Annotated in this window: 10 protein-coding genes; 9 read left to right on the plus strand and 1 reads right to left on the minus strand. The window is 37.7% G+C overall.

Annotation, left to right across the window (positions count from 1 at the left end):
• Positions 1-139 precede the first annotated feature (139 nt).
• A complete protein-coding gene (locus tag IEU65_RS06635; RefSeq protein ID WP_010292359.1) occupies positions 140-928 on the plus strand; it encodes a helix-turn-helix domain-containing protein in 789 nt (262 codons plus the stop codon).
• Positions 929-1,183: 255 nt separating this feature from the next.
• On the opposite strand, the gene IEU65_RS06640 is transcribed toward IEU65_RS06635, so the two are convergent.
• Positions 1,184-2,005 (minus strand): NAD(P)H-hydrate dehydratase, encoded by an 822-nt coding sequence (locus IEU65_RS06640; protein ID WP_010292357.1) that lies wholly within the window; start codon positions 2,003-2,005, stop codon positions 1,184-1,186.
• A 139-nt stretch (positions 2,006-2,144) separates the two neighbouring features.
• Between IEU65_RS06640 and IEU65_RS06645 the strand changes: the two genes are divergently transcribed.
• The 8 genes from IEU65_RS06645 (at position 2,145) to IEU65_RS06680 (ending at position 15,109) form a co-directional block, all read left to right on the plus strand.
• Positions 2,145-3,338, plus strand: a complete 1,194-nt coding sequence (locus IEU65_RS06645) for a DUF2075 domain-containing protein (protein ID WP_010292355.1) — start codon at positions 2,145-2,147, stop codon at positions 3,336-3,338.
• Between the two features lie 75 nt (positions 3,339-3,413).
• Entirely contained in the window at positions 3,414-4,829 is a 1,416-nt protein-coding gene (gene pepV, locus IEU65_RS06650; protein ID WP_010292353.1) for a dipeptidase PepV, read from the plus strand.
• A gap of 247 nt (positions 4,830-5,076) precedes the next feature.
• Positions 5,077-6,879 carry a DUF262 domain-containing protein gene (locus IEU65_RS06655; protein WP_010292349.1) on the plus strand — a complete coding sequence of 601 codons (1,803 nt, stop codon included), beginning with the start codon at positions 5,077-5,079 and terminating at the stop codon, positions 6,877-6,879.
• Between the two features lie 73 nt (positions 6,880-6,952).
• Complete coding sequence (locus IEU65_RS06660) at positions 6,953-7,936, plus strand: DNA adenine methylase (protein WP_242455653.1); 984 nt, start codon at positions 6,953-6,955, stop codon at positions 7,934-7,936.
• Entirely contained in the window at positions 7,929-9,239 is a 1,311-nt protein-coding gene (locus IEU65_RS06665) for a type II restriction enzyme (RefSeq protein WP_147651909.1), read from the plus strand. Before IEU65_RS06660 ends, IEU65_RS06665 begins: the two co-directional genes overlap by 8 nt.
• Before the next feature lie 82 nt (positions 9,240-9,321).
• The gene (locus tag IEU65_RS06670; protein WP_010293071.1) at positions 9,322-10,668 is read left to right on the plus strand and encodes a cytosine permease; all 1,347 of its coding nucleotides are present in this window, start codon (positions 9,322-9,324) and stop codon (positions 10,666-10,668) included.
• A 102-nt stretch (positions 10,669-10,770) separates the two neighbouring features.
• Positions 10,771-12,066: a trigger factor gene (tig, locus tag IEU65_RS06675; protein ID WP_010293073.1), complete on the plus strand. Its 1,296-nt coding sequence runs from the start codon at positions 10,771-10,773 to the stop codon at positions 12,064-12,066.
• 181 nt (positions 12,067-12,247) lie between these two features.
• Positions 12,248-15,109 carry a type I restriction endonuclease subunit R gene (locus tag IEU65_RS06680; protein ID WP_010293076.1) on the plus strand — a complete coding sequence of 954 codons (2,862 nt, stop codon included), beginning with the start codon at positions 12,248-12,250 and terminating at the stop codon, positions 15,107-15,109.
• Positions 15,110-15,115 lie beyond the last annotated feature (6 nt).

The following is a 15,115-nucleotide window of genomic DNA, read 5'->3' on the forward strand; positions in this document are numbered from 1 at the left end:
ATGCCAATTGTCTTTTATTTTAAGAAAATGATACTAAAACTCCTACAGATATGGAATCAAGTTGATTAACACTTGTTAATTGATAAACGTTTGTCATTCTATGTTACAATCTTAACTAGTCACTTTTTGAGGAGTATATATGACATGCAAATACATTCCAAAATTTTTATTGAACATCCGAGTAGACCAAGGTTTAACGCAAGCAGAATTTGCTGATCGATTGTTTATTTCACCCAAAACGATATCTAACTGGGAACGTGGTATTAATTTGCCACCTTTGGATGTGTTAATTAATATATCCAAAACGTTTCAAGTGCCGTTGGCTAGGCTTTTTGAGCAAATAGATCAAAAAAATTTCACTGTTCATGATGCAGAAAGAAAAAAATTAATTAACGCTTTTTTACTGCTGGCGTCACAGAACAATATTAATTGTTATGACATTAACAATGTCATAGCCGAATCTGGGGTTTCTCATGACTTGGCGCTAACATTTTTCCGCTCATCAGCTGAAATTCTACAGGATATTGAACAAACGATTAATATGGCAATATTATCAACTTTAACAGAGAGTAAAGCTAATAAACTGCTTGAAAAAATCTCTGACGACCTATTGCCTGTACTTTATGATCATCATTCCGCGCTAAAAGTATTGTATTCAAGTGACGTTATTAGTGGTCACTGGCTACACTCATTACAAAAAACTTATATCAAATGGATTAGTGATAACCTGACCAACTGCCAATTTAATATTTTGAACCCTAGTCAATCAGTTACTGTTGAATTATCAACTAAATTTTTATTAGCTATTTTTGAAACTTGGCTAACACAACCTTTTCCGGAAGATCCAATTATTTTTCGTTCAACATTTGGTCAACTGACTAATATGTCAATCGTTGATTGTTTTAATTACGTCGATAGTAACAACTAAAATGTATTAAAAATATAAGAGACCATTATTCAAAAAATAGCCCCCATATCCAAAGACGTGAGGGAGAGAAGAAAACAATAACAGATTGAGGTGTTGATAACTTGGACAAAATCAAATGTCCGGCAAGTTATTGGGTTTTATAGGGTCACAGTATTTAAATGAATTTTAAATGACCATTTTGCAGAGTGCTAAAATTGATTTATGCTATGGCATTCAAATTTTTGGGGTCTACCTAATTAATATATCAGGCTTTTGTCATTTGGCGTAACGCGACATAAATTCTGGTAATGCCGCGCTGATTTTAGTTGGTAGTGTGACGTAATGATTTTTTGATAGTTCATCGGCAATGGCAGAGTGGGCATAAACTGCCGCCATAATAGACTCGGGAAAGCTTAGCATGAATTGTGCCGTGAAACCAGCTATCATACCAGCCAGCGTGTCACCCATACCACCTGTCGCTTGATAAGGACCACCATTTGGTATTTCAAAAACTTGGTTAAGCGTATAAATTTGAGTATGGTGTTGTTTCAAAACAAGGATTGGCTGAACATTCATACGTTGCTGGGCTAACATATTGAAAGCCTCAAATGCCTGTTCATTGATTGTGACACCGCTTAATCGTTGCCATTCCATTTGATGTGGTGTAATAATAAGTTGCGATTGTGGCCAAGAAAGTTTATTTTCCGCAACTAAAGTTAGCGCTGAACCATCGACAATCAAAATTTGACGTGCCATGATGGCGTCAAAAGTGGCTTCAACGATATCAAGACGATTTCCCAGTCCAGAACCAATTAACACGACATCAGCATGTTGAATATCATCAGTTAAATCGTCATTAAAATCAATCACCATTGCTTCGGGTAGGTGGGCGTGCAATGCAGTGAAGTTACTAGGGTCTGTTGCAACAGAGACTAAACCGGCCCCAGCATTGACAGCAGCTAGTGCGTTCATGATTACAGCACCACCAAATTGCTGTGTACCACCAATAATTAAAACGCGACCATAACTGGCTTTATGAGATTGTTCGGGTCTTTTTTTAATGACTTGGTAAAGGATATCTTCTGTCAACTTTTTCATGTTTACTTCCTCACACTTATTCTAACTGATAAGGACAAATATTGCACGCCAAATCCTTGTGTTATCGGCGTTTATGACGGTGTATTTATATTATGTCATTTATATTTTTATCTTTTTTGAGGAGGCATAATGTTACAATATGGCTATGATTAAAAATAGTTTCGTATTGGCTGACGGTGAACAATTTTCAGAGGAACAAAACGATGTGATTCATCAAGCAGTAGCGTTCGCCAATCACAATTTAACCCAGTCGCAAACGCGTGCTTTTGTGATAGAAGGTGGCGCTGGTGCTGGTAAGAGCGTTGTGCTATTTGAAATTTTCAAACAACTACAAGCCGCGAAGTCACAATGGCGTAATTTTTTACTTGTTAATCACGCTGAGATGTGGAAAAGTTACCGTGAATTAGCCAGTTATCAGCCTGGCCTCAAAAAGAATCAATTTCTTAAACCAACGACATTCATTAATCAAATGACTCGTCACAATCAAACTGCTGATGTTGTTTTAATTGATGAAGCCCATCTTTTACTAACAGCACCAGACCGGTACAATAAATTTCAGCAAGAAAATCAACTGGTTGAGATACTGAAACATGCGCGTGTGGTTATTCTAGTCTTTGATGCTCATCAGGTTTTGAAATTAAAAAGTATGTGGCATGGCGATCAGTTGCAGACGATTTTAGCACCGTTTAGACCCGAGACAGTTCAATTAAGCGAGCAATATCGAATGGTTGGTCAAAGCCAGTCAGTCGTTGAGTGGATTGATCAGCTAACCCAGCACAAAAAAATAATTGATGTGGCAACAACGCCATCATTTGATTTGCGTATTTATAATGATGCTAACCGGTTATATACGGCGATTTGTCAAGAAAATCAGCGTGTCGGCATGTCGAGAATCTTGGCAACTACCGATTACCCCTACACGGTGAATCGTGGCAAATGGTATGTCACATTGGACGATTTCAAATTACCCTGGGATCAGCTTGATACAGGTGTCACACCTTGGGCTCTGCGCCCTGAAACGATCGATGAAGTGGGGTCTGTTTATACGATTCAGGGCTTTGACTTGAATTATGCAGGCGTGATTATTGGGCCTGGTATTCGTTATGATAATCAAAAAGATCAGTTAATCATCGATCCAAGTCATTATGAGGATAAGGCAGCATTTAGAAGCGTGGGTGGCAAAAATTTATCATTAGAAGATAAGCAATCAATCATGCTAAATGCTTTGAACATCCTACTAAAAAGGGGACGTCATGGTTTGTTTATCGCAGTGGCTGATCCAGTTTTGCGTCAAAAATTGTTAGCTAGTGTACCAAAGCAATCACGATATTGAGCAAGATAAGTCATTAGGAAAAAAATCAGCAAAAGCGTATAATCAAAGTATTAGATACAAGAAAGGTTAAAAAACATGACAATTGATTGGAAACAAGAAACAGAAACGCGCAAAGAGGCGTTTATTGAGGATTTGAAGTCAATGCTAGCAGTTGAATCTGTACGTGATGACTCAAAAGCCACAGCAGATGCACCACTTGGTCCTGGGCCCAAAGATGCATTAGTTAAAGTACTGTCGATTGCAGAACGAGACGGTTTTACCACTAAAAATCTTGATAACTTGGCTGGTTATATTGAAATTGGTCCAAAGGACGCTGAGGAATACGTCGCTATCTTGGCCCACGTTGATGTCATGCCAGCAGGCGAAGGTTGGGAAACAGCACCATTTGAACCTGTTGTGACTGAAGACAAAATCATTGCCCGCGGGGCGTCTGATGATAAGGGACCGGGGATGGCTGCTTATTACGCCTTCAAAATTTTGTCTGATTTGAAAGTACCTTTGAAGCGTCGTGTACGATTGATTTTTGGTACCGATGAAGAAAACGACTGGACAGGCATGACACGTTATTTTGAAGTGGAACCTGAACCAGCATTTGGTTTCTCACCTGATGCTGAATATCCAATTATCAATGGTGAAAAGGGTAATGTCCAAATTTTGATTGACGGCGAAGCTACTAACGGTGGGTCTGCTAAGTTGGTATCGTTTGAATCTGGATTACGGACTAATATGGTGCCTGGAATTGCCCGTGCTACTGTGAAGTCAGCACAAGCAGAAAAAATTGTCACTGAATTCCAAGAATATTTGGTGGATAATCCGCAGATTTCTGGTTCAACAGAAACAGATGGTGAAGTTGTCAACTTTGTTTTGAATGGTAAACAGGTTCACGGCGCAATGCCTGAAACTGGCGAGAACGCTGGTACGTACCTAGCTAACTTCTTGCAAGACTTTGATTTTGGTGGTACTGCTAAGTCATTCTTGACTTATCTTGGCACACCAGCACATGATGATACTATTGGTAAGAAGTTTGGTGTTAATTATACTGACCAAGTCATGGGGCCTTTGTCAATGAACGTTGGTATTCAAAAGTTTGTTGACGGCGGCAAAGCCTTTATTAACTTCAACTTCCGTTATCCAAAAGGTATTACACCGGAAGAAATTGAAGCTGGTTTAGCCTCACAATTGAATGGTTGGGATGTCAAGCCAACCATTGGCGGACACGCGCAAGTGCCACATTACGTTGCACCAAGCGATCCTATTGTGGAGACATTGTTGCGTGTTTATCACGAACAAACTGGTTTGCCAGCACATGATCAAGTTATTGGTGGTGGCACTTATGGTCGTTTGATGAAGCGTGGTGTCGCCTTTGGGGCGCTATTCCCAGATTCACCAGACACTATGCACCAAGTTAATGAATTTGCTTTGTTAGATGACTTGTATCGATCAATCTCAATCTATGCACAAGCAATCGCTGAAATTACTAATTTGGATTAAATATTGGTTTAATCTTTGGTCTGTATGATAGCAATAATCAAACAAATCAAAGGAGAAACATTATGGCATTAGTAATTGTAGCTGGTATTGTAATTATTGGATTCTCGTTCACTAAGGTGTTGCGTGTGACGCAACCGGTGAAACAAAAAAACAGCCGATGAGCTGTTTTTTTTGTGATCAGTTTGTAATAGCATTTATGTCAAAAAAATGATCTAATTAGGTAAATACTTGATTGGAGAAAAATTTAATGGTAAAGAAGCAGTATGAAGCCACCGCCAAAAATTATTCTGAATTAGCGGATAAGTTGACTGTGCCAAAGTATCAAAGAGGCTTAGTTTGGTCTGATAAAGATAAACAAGAGTTCGTGGATACGCTAGCAAATGGTTTTCCATTTGGATCAATATTGATCCGTAAAGGGGATAAAGGCATGTATACTGTTATTGATGGACAACAACGGTTAACTACCATTAATGATTTTAAAAAAAATCCTGAAAAATATTGGTCTCACTTAGATGAAATTGAGAAGTATAAAGAATTTCAAAGCTTGAGTAATACATTAGTTTCAATAACTGATAAAGAGCAACCAATTTTAAAAGATTTTTTTAGTCAGGCAATTATTAAAAATAGTAACGAATTTGACGTCAATAAATTGGCAAAGGGAGTAAAAGGTTTTAGCGATATTTTTGGAAAAAGTACTAATGATCTGTTAGATAATCTATCTCGAATTTCGGAATATATAAAAAAAGCGCGACAAGATCTAGAAAAGTATGTTGACGTTGACAATATTGTTATTCCTATTATTGAGTTTACAGGACCAGAAGAAAATTTACCTAGTGTTTTTGAAAATCTAAACAGGACCGGCAAAAAATTATCTAAATACCAAGTTTTTGCTGCTTCTTGGGCTAATCATTTGATTACACTCAATGACACACAAATTGAGAAGGGCCTTATTGAATCTGTTATAAATCGTTACGATAGAATGACAAAAGCACGTGATAATATTGAAATTTCAGACTATAACGAGCAAGATATTAGAAAGGGTAGGGAACTAAATCTTTCTGAACTTGCCTTTGGTATCGGGGATTTAGTGATAAACAGATTGAAATCCTTAATTACAGCTAAATTTGACGATGATGATCTACGTGATGAATATGGTTTTGCTACTCTCGGAATTATTGTTGGTATACCAAATACAAAATTGAGTGGAATTGCAAAAAAATTTAAAGAAAGAGAAATTGAAAGCAATTTGTCGGATGAGTTGCAGATTCTTGATAATATTTTACAAAGTCTAAATAAAACTTTTGAAAGACTACTAGAAAAACCTGGTATGATCTCCAACAAACAAAAAGAATATGAAAACGGGTTATCAAAAAATTTTAAAATATTGTCGTACATTGCAGCCCTATGGGTTAAAAGAGACAATAAGGTTGAACAACAAAAAATCCTCACATTTCTTCCCTCATATTATTTGGTTGATGATTTACAAAACTTGTGGAAAAGTACGGGGGATAAGCGACTGTCGTCTTATTATGTGACTCCTAGTGATGGAACTCCAATGAAAAGTTATTCTTTACCAGTCAGTCAGTCAAGATATAAGTCGGCTGTGGAAAGTTGGATAGAATCTGATAAAGACAATGCTAGCATACAAATTAAAAGTGTAGTAAAGACCATAGTTACAATGCATGCTAATTTAAAGTACAGTCATTATTACGCAAATAATAATGTTACATCTACAGATTTTGAACACATTTATTCAAAAAAGTCGTTATCTGAATATTATTCTGAAAATAATATTCCGGGAGCGTCCGTGGGTAATGTAATGATATTAAAAACTGACATGAATCGTTCAAAACATGGAAAAAATTTGTATGATGTTTCAGGAACGCCCGACCCAGAAGTATTGAAAAATATGGTATATCCTCCCCAAGAAGACTTTGAAAAAGTTAAACAAGCTATAAAAAATAAAAAATTCGGTACTATTCGTGACCTGATTTTGAAACGTGAAAAAGATGTATTTGATTCGATGGCAAATGATTTGTCCATTAGATGAAGGTGATTGCTTTTTTTTCAATTTTGATCAACAATTAAGATCCTAACTCTTGACAAAGTAGAGGATCACGCCCATGCTTAGCAACAAGCAACAAGCAACAAGCAACAAGCAACAAGCAACAAGCAACAAGCAACAAGCAACAAGCAACAAGCAACAAGCAACAAGCAACAAGCAACAAGCAACAAGCAACAAGCAACAAGCAACAAGCAACAAGCAACAAGCACAATTAGCAAATTTAAAACCATTTATTAAATGGGTTGGTGGAAAAAGGCAGTTACTACCAGAATTGGCGAGGTATGTTCCAAAGAAATTTGGAACATATTTTGAGCCTTTTTTAGGTGGTGGTGCCTTTTTATTAATGCTGCAACCAGAAAAAGCAATTTTGAATGATTTCAATCCTGAATTAGTGGTGACATGGCAAACTGTTTGTGATAATCCTGAACAATTAACACAATTGCTACAAGAATATCAAAGAAACCACAGTAAAGAATTTTATTTAGATTTACGTGCTGCTGATCGTGATGGTAGGCTTGAAAATATGTCCTCAATTGAACGCTCAGCGCGCTTTATTTATATGAACAAAACTGGGTATAACGGGTTATGGCGCGTGAACCGTAAAGGTCAAAACAATGTCCCTTTTGGTAGCTACAAAAACCCAAAAATTTCTGACGCTAATACGATTTTTGCTGTTGCGAATTACTTAAATTCCGCGCAAGTCACATTTATGAACGGCGATTTTGAAAAAGCAGTTAGCAAAGCTAAAACAGGTGATTTTGTATACTTTGATCCGCCATATATACCATTATCTGCGACTAGTAATTTTACCGGATATAGTGCTGAATTTGGATACGAACAGCAGGTTAGATTGCGAGATGTATTTAAGCGTTTGCATGAAAATGGTGTTCATGTGATGCTATCAAACTCAGATGTTCCCCTTATTGAGGAATTATATGGTGATATTAAAGGTGTCCAAATTGAACACGTTAGTGTTAAACGTTCAGTTGGGGCAAGGGCTACTTCTAGGACAACTGTTGGTGAGGTAATTGTTCATGGTTAACGGTGCCAAAAATAGAGTCTGGGAAGAAGTCTTGTCAAATCGTAGCGATGCTATACAATCACTTAACCATCAGGGATTTTTTGAAATTACTTCGCAAGAAGTGAACCGTATTTCAAAAAAAAAATCTGGACCAGATTTTCGAAATTTGTCAAAATTTGATAAACGTGAAGACTTACCAGATGTATTTGTGGAAAATGAGCTGAATATACTGCCAATCTCACGTAAAAAATACCTTGTGGGACATTTCGATGAGTATGCTAACCTTTCTAGTGCTGAGGCGACCAGTGTAGAAAAATATCAAGTGCCTAACTTAGCTTCCTTACTAGGAAACTCAGCGACGTGGAATGAAAATAGCTGGATAAGTGCGGGATTAGCGGCAAATGTTTTTGACCAAGCATTTGAAGATTCTGATTTTATTCGTACAATCAATGGAAGAATGGGTGGTGGCAATTGGCAATTTAATATTTCTGATTTTCAAGACAATCATCATTTTACATTACAGTTAGAAAACCCACAAATTGAAATCGATACAGTTTTAGAATCGCCTAAAGCAGTTTATATTATCGAAGCAAAGCAGGTAAAAGAAGACAATTTTTTGATACGACAACTATATTTTCCCTATCGTAAGCTTTTGTCAGATCTAAAAATTGATAACAAACCAATTATTCCAGTTTTCTTTGAAATTAATGCAGCAAGTCAGTATGCCAGAGTAAGAGTTTTTTCATTTGATGATGATACACATTACAATAGTATTCGAGAAATTAGACGGTTCGAATTCCAATTGATTGACCGCAATGAAACTGAAACAGCAGCCTCTTTATTACAATACGCACAAAGTGTCATAACTCATGACACGGTAGGAAAATTATTTCCACAAGCTAATGACATGTCAAAAGTTTTGGAGTTGATGATGATATTAAAAAGGCGACCGCTGACTAAAACAGAGATTGCTGAAAATTTCAATTTCGATCCACGTCAATCTGATTATTATGTTAAAAATATTTTAATGTATTTTGGATTGGCAGAACAAATTGATTCTCGATTTAAGTTAACCGTACGCGGTAAACATATTGCGCAACAAGCAGTTGGGCAGCGAAATATTTTGCTTGCGCGTGAGATTATTTCATATTCGCTGTTCAATCATCTGATTCAAAGAAGAATTATCCATGGCCGTTTGAATAAGAAGGATATTATTCACGAAATGTTGATCGAAGATCTAGGATTAAGCATTTCAACCGTAGAGCGTAGAGCAAGTACAGTTAACGCAATAATTGAATGGATTATGTTACAAATATTAGACTAAAATACCCGAACGAACGTTTGCCTTGGCGGGCGTTTTTTGTTATGATAACTCTAATTGTATTATCATTAAAACGGAGGCAAATATGGAGAGTCAGGGGATAAAAGTCGATAATGACCGGCATATCGCGCAGATGGGTTTCTGGGACCAATTGGCAACATGGATTGGTGCGAATGCAAACAATGGTACGTGGTATATTGGCGGTGTCATTGCAGCGCTTGGTTTGAGTGGTGCTTTGGGTGTCATTTTAATTAGTGGGCCACTCGCTTATGTATTTCTGGCGCTAGTTGGCTACATGGGCTACAAGATGCGTGCCTCAACAATGAACTTGATGCGACCAGCATTTGGGGTTCGCGGTTCAATCGGACCATCGTTGATTAATGTGGTGCAATTTATGGGTTGGGCAGCGGTTAATACCTATATTGCGGCAATATCTGTTAGTTACTTATTGGCTGATATTTTTGGTTCGACCAATTTTAATCCCGGTGGGATCAAAGGTATGGTCGTTGGTGTTGCGATTATGGGCATTTTACATTTGATTTCAATTTCTCTCGGTCAAAAATCCATTCGGTTAATTGAACGAATTGGTATCATTTTGGTGATTGCCTTGGTCATCTGGGAGACTATCGTGGTCTTGCGAGAAGTATCATTACAACAAATTTTAGCTTGGCATGCACCAACTGCAGCACATCTATCATTTGGAACTGCTATTGACGTTTTTGCGGCTTTTAATTTGGCATGGGTGACGGCGGCAGCTGACTTTACGCGTTTTTCAAAAAATAAATCATCTGCAACCAAGGCGCCATTTATTGGTGCAACGTTAGGTCTGTATTGGTTTGCTATTGTCGGCTCACTAACTACGATTGCCGCTGCTGTCAGTACAAATGCTTTTAATCCAGATAGTTCCGATCCCTCAACTGTTGCGTCAAAGTTGGGACTGGGTGTCTTAGCATTGATTGTGATTATGCTGACGTCAACCACAGCAAATGCGGTTAATTTAATGGCAGCGGGTTCAGCGTTTAATAATATTTTGCCAAAAATTAAGCTAACACCATCGCTCTGGATTGTTACTATCATTGCCACGTTGATGAGCTTTATTCCATTCATTTTTGGAGGGTTTATCAACACGTTTATTTGGTTTTTGGATATGGTGGGGATGATTTTAGGACCTGAAATTGCTATTCTACTGGTTGATTTCTTTTTTGTCCGTGGTAAAAATTATGACACCGATCAATTTAGTAAAATAGATGGGAAATACTGGTATCAAGCTGGTTTCAATGTGAGAGCTTATATCACTTGGGCGATTAGTATTGCGGTATATTTTGGTTTGCAACAAGTAACACTGGTCACGGATACAGTTGGTTCAACTTGGCTAACCATGCTATTTGCCGCTGGATTGTATGCTGTATTATCGTTAAAAAAAGCAATGTAACCTTAAATGGTAAAATTTAGATGCTTATTCACGACAAAATAGTTGTGATATTCGTAAATTTAGTCTAAAATTAGATAGTATTGAAAACTCGGAGGAAATAACATGTCTAAGTGGACACCAGCCGCGGATGAAAAAAACCAAGGCACATTAGAATTTGAAATCTCACGCGCAACAGTTGAAGAAGGTTTGGATAAAGCTTTCCAACGTAATAAAAATCAGGTTTCAATCCCTGGATTCCGTAAAGGAAAAGTGACAAAGCAACTCTTTTTCCAAAAGTTTGGTGAAGAAGCTTTGTATCAAGAAGCAATGGATATTGTTTTACCAGCCGCTTATGAAGCAGCTGTTGACGAAGCTGGTGTGACACCAGTTGGTCGTCCAAATATCGAACCAGTCTCAATGAACAAGGGTGAAGCTTGGACTTTGAAAGCTGAAATTACAACTGCACCTGAAGTGAAGTTGGGTGACTACTTGAACCTTGAAGTTGCTGCTCAAGATGAAGAAGTGACTGACGCTGACGTTGATGCCGAAATCAAGCGTTTGCAAGAAGGACAAGCAGAACTTGTTTTGCAAGAAGAATCAGTTAAGGCAGAAAACGGCGATACTGTTGTTATTGACTTTGACGGTTCTGTTGATGGTGAACATTTTGATGGCGGTCAAGCCAACGACTTTTCATTGGCATTGGGCTCAGGTCAATTCATTCCTGGCTTTGAAGAACAATTGGTAGGTCACACAGCTGGTGAAGATGTGAACGTTAATGTTACGTTCCCTGAAGACTATCAAGCTGCTGACTTGGCTGGCAAAGAAGCCTTGTTTGAAGTTAAGATTCATGAATTGAAGCGCAAGGAATTGCCTGAATTGGACGATGAATTTGCCAAGGATGTCGATGAAGAAGTTGAAACATTGGCAGAATTGAAAGAAAAGACTGCTAAGAAGTTAGCTGAAACGAAAGCTGAAAGTGCTAAAGAAGCATTTGAAGACGCAGTCATCACTAAGGCAGTTGACAATGCTTCAATCGACGGTGATAAGATTCCAGACGCTATGATTGATGAAGATGTTCATCGTCAAATCGATCAATATTTGGGACAATTGCAACAACAAGGCATTTCTCGTGAAATGTTCTTCCAAATTTCAGGTCAAACTGAAGATGATTTGCACAAGCAATTCGAAGACGGCGCAGCAACTCGCGTTAAAACTAACCTTGTACTTGAAGCAATTGTTAAAGCAGAAGGTATTGAACCATCAGAAGAACAAGTTACTGAAGAAATCAACAACTTGGCTTCACAATACAACATGGACGCTGCGCAAGTACGTACAACTTTGTCAGATTCATTGTTGAAGCATGACATTGCTATGCGCGAAGTCATTAAGAAAGTGACTGACTCTGCTAAAGCAGTATAAATAAGTTTGATTTTCAGAGCACTTCAGGTTGAGGTGCTTTTTTTGTGCTCTCATTAATAATGAATAAAAGGAATATGATAGTTCTGATAATATCAAAATGGTGAATATTATACCTTACGCTTAACCTGAGCGTAAGGTATAATGAAAGGGTAGTGTCATTCATAACAGTGTGGAGAAAGTAATGGTACAGACAGAAGCAAATCTTGAGAATCAGTTGATTACTCAACTCGGTAAATCTGGTTGGGCGTTTCGACCAGAATTAAATCGTTATAGTTTGATTGTTAATCATTTTCGTATGCTTTTAAATCAACGGAATGCTGATAAACTAGATGGCACACCATTGACCGATCAAGAATTTCAACGTTTTCTAAATGAAATTGTGGGTTCTAAATCAATTTATCAGTTGGGACGTTACCTACGTGGTGACGATCAATTTCAAGGCGGTAGAGCACAAATACAGCGCGATGATGGGTCGGATATAACGTTGACGTTTTTTGATCCTCGTGATGCGGAAAATAATGTTTATGAAGTTGCTCATCAAATTGTTGTGAATGACAAATATGAAAACCGATATGATGTTACGTTGTTAATTAATGGCTTACCACTTGTCCAAATTGAGTTGAAGCGTCACAGCGTTGAAATGTCGCAAGCGTTTCAACAAATATTACGGTATCGTCGTGAGTCATTTAATGTTGGTGGTAGTTTATTTCGTTATTTACAGATATTTGTGATTAGCAATGGCATGTCGACACGCTATTTTTCTAATAATGATGGCGAGTTGAATAAAAATTTTATCTTCAATTGGTCTGATGACAATAACAGGTGGATTGATGAAATCGAACCTTTCACAGCAAGTTTTCTATCACCGCTAAACATTCATGAAATGATTTCCAAATATACGATTTTTGATGCCGACCAAAAGGTAATGAAAATCATGCGGCCTTATCAAGTGTATGCCCAAAAAGCCATTATGAATCAGGCTCAAACACATCCTGATACGAATGGGTATGTTTGGCATACAACCGGATCTGGGAAGACAATCACGGCTTTTAAATCAGCGTCTCAATTGGCGCTTCATACAGACGCCAAAAAAATTATTTTTCTTGTGGACAGACGTGATTTGGATTCGCAGACAATTAACAATTTTAATGCCTATCTACCAAAACGTGCGGACGGACAATCATCAATTGACCGTACAGACAACACATCTGTGTTAGTTGAACAACTTAAAAATTCGACAGACACGTTAATCGTGACAACGATTCAAAAACTTGCTAATGCTGTGAAAAATTCGCGTTATCGGTCAGTGTTAGAACCTTACAAACAACAACGCGTGATTTTTATTGAAGATGAGGCACATCGCACACAATTCGGTGAAATGCGTAAACAGGTCAACAGCTGGTTTAAGAATGCGCAACATTTTGGTTTCACTGGAACGCCTATATTTAAAGAAAACATAGGGGCAGATGGACGCACAACTGACGATATTTATGATACCCGTTTGCATACTTATTTGATCAGAGACGCTGTACGTGACCATAATGTATTACCGTTTAATGTCACATACATCAATATAATTCATAGCAAAGAAAATATTGAAAACTTAAACGGAGAAGTTGAAGCGCTCAATGTTCAAGAAGTGTATGAGAATGAAAAACGCTTAGAGCAAATTGTACAACATATTATCTTGAACCATAGTAGCAAAACGTACAATCGCCAGTATAACGCTATTTTTGCTGTTTCAGATACACGAACGGCTTTAAAATATTATGATATTTTTAAGAAAATAAATAGTGATCTCAATGTGACAACAATATTCACTTGGGCTGCTAATGAAGACGATAATGATGAGCATCAAAAGGACGACACATTAACTTCTCGTCATGGCTTAGAAAACGTCATTGATGATTATAACGACAAATATCACCAAAACTTCAGTACAGATACATTTTCCGATTTCTTCAACGACGTGTCTAAGCGTATGAAGAATCATGACGCCAAATCACCTGAGAATAATATTGATGTTTTGATAGTTGTCAATATGTTCTTGACGGGTTTTGATGCGCCGACACTAAATACTTTATATGTTGATAAAAACTTGCAATATCACGGACTCATTCAAGCTTTTTCCCGAACCAATCGTGTTCAAAAAGCGCCAAAAGATTACGGAAATATTGTGGCATACCGTAACATCAAAAGTAAAACTGATGAAGCGGTCCAGCTTTTCTCGCAAGGGGACAAAGCAGCGTTTTTCGCACCGAATTATGACGATTTAAAATTAGACTTTCAAAAAGCAATACGCGCTTTGAGGGACAAGGTAGCGACGCCCGAAGACACCAATCGGTTATTAGATGAGGGTGAAACAGCTGAACTTGAATTTATCAAACTATTTAGAGATGTCATGTCACTGCAAAGTTGTATCAGCGTTTATGAAGAATTTGATTGGGCGCAAATTGAAACAGAGCTTGACTGGACACAACAGCTATTTGATGATTTCAAAGGCAAGTACGCAACATTCTATGAACGGCACAAAGCACGGCAAAAAGAAAAAGCATCTGTCATTGATGATATTGATTTTTACCCCGAGCTCTTGATGGTTGATGCAATTGATGTTGATTATATCAATCGCCTTATTTCACAAATCGACTTATCGTCGCCCGATGCACGGACTGAGGGTATAGAAAAAGTCAAAAAAGCGCTAAAAAATAACTCAGAGCCAACACTGTTTTCCAAACGTGAGTTGTTGGAGCAGTTCTTGGATTCGGTCATTCCAGAACTGAACAACGGTGCGGATATTACAGGAGCACTCAATCATTTCTTGGCGGATAAGCGTCAAGCTGAAATTTATCATTTTGCAGAAGAACATCGGTTAGAGCCGTCCCAGTTAGCAGAGCAAGTGGCTGAATACGAAGTAAGCCAACATGAAAATTCCAAAGCCCTTGGCGAACTGACAGCGGGTATGCCATTTAAAGAAAAAATTTCTGCCAAACAAACCATTAAAAACTTCATCATTGAAACTGCTAAAAAGTTTGTGATGAATTAGAGAGAA

The organism is Leuconostoc pseudomesenteroides KCTC 3652, assembly GCF_014634745.1.
GTDB lineage: Bacteria > Bacillota > Bacilli > Lactobacillales > Lactobacillaceae > Leuconostoc > Leuconostoc pseudomesenteroides.

What these genes read in the sequence shown, in the direction of transcription:
- pepV (WP_010292353.1), top strand. Translation starts at nt 3,414, where the DNA reads ATGACAATTGATTGGAAACAAGAAACAGAAACGCGCAAAGAGGCGTTT.
- IEU65_RS06680 (WP_010293076.1), top strand. Translation starts at nt 12,248, where the DNA reads ATGGTACAGACAGAAGCAAATCTTGAGAATCAGTTGATTACTCAACTC.
- IEU65_RS06635 (WP_010292359.1), top strand. Translation starts at nt 140, where the DNA reads ATGACATGCAAATACATTCCAAAATTTTTATTGAACATCCGAGTAGAC.
- IEU65_RS06640 (WP_010292357.1), bottom strand. Translation starts at nt 2,005, where the DNA reads ATGAAAAAGTTGACAGAAGATATCCTTTACCAAGTCATTAAAAAAAGA.
- IEU65_RS06670 (WP_010293071.1), top strand. Translation starts at nt 9,322, where the DNA reads ATGGAGAGTCAGGGGATAAAAGTCGATAATGACCGGCATATCGCGCAG.
- IEU65_RS06645 (WP_010292355.1), top strand. Translation starts at nt 2,145, where the DNA reads ATGGCTATGATTAAAAATAGTTTCGTATTGGCTGACGGTGAACAATTT.
- IEU65_RS06655 (WP_010292349.1), top strand. Translation starts at nt 5,077, where the DNA reads ATGGTAAAGAAGCAGTATGAAGCCACCGCCAAAAATTATTCTGAATTA.
- IEU65_RS06665 (WP_147651909.1), top strand. Translation starts at nt 7,929, where the DNA reads ATGGTTAACGGTGCCAAAAATAGAGTCTGGGAAGAAGTCTTGTCAAAT.
- tig (WP_010293073.1), top strand. Translation starts at nt 10,771, where the DNA reads ATGTCTAAGTGGACACCAGCCGCGGATGAAAAAAACCAAGGCACATTA.
- IEU65_RS06660 (WP_242455653.1), top strand. Translation starts at nt 6,953, where the DNA reads ATGCTTAGCAACAAGCAACAAGCAACAAGCAACAAGCAACAAGCAACA.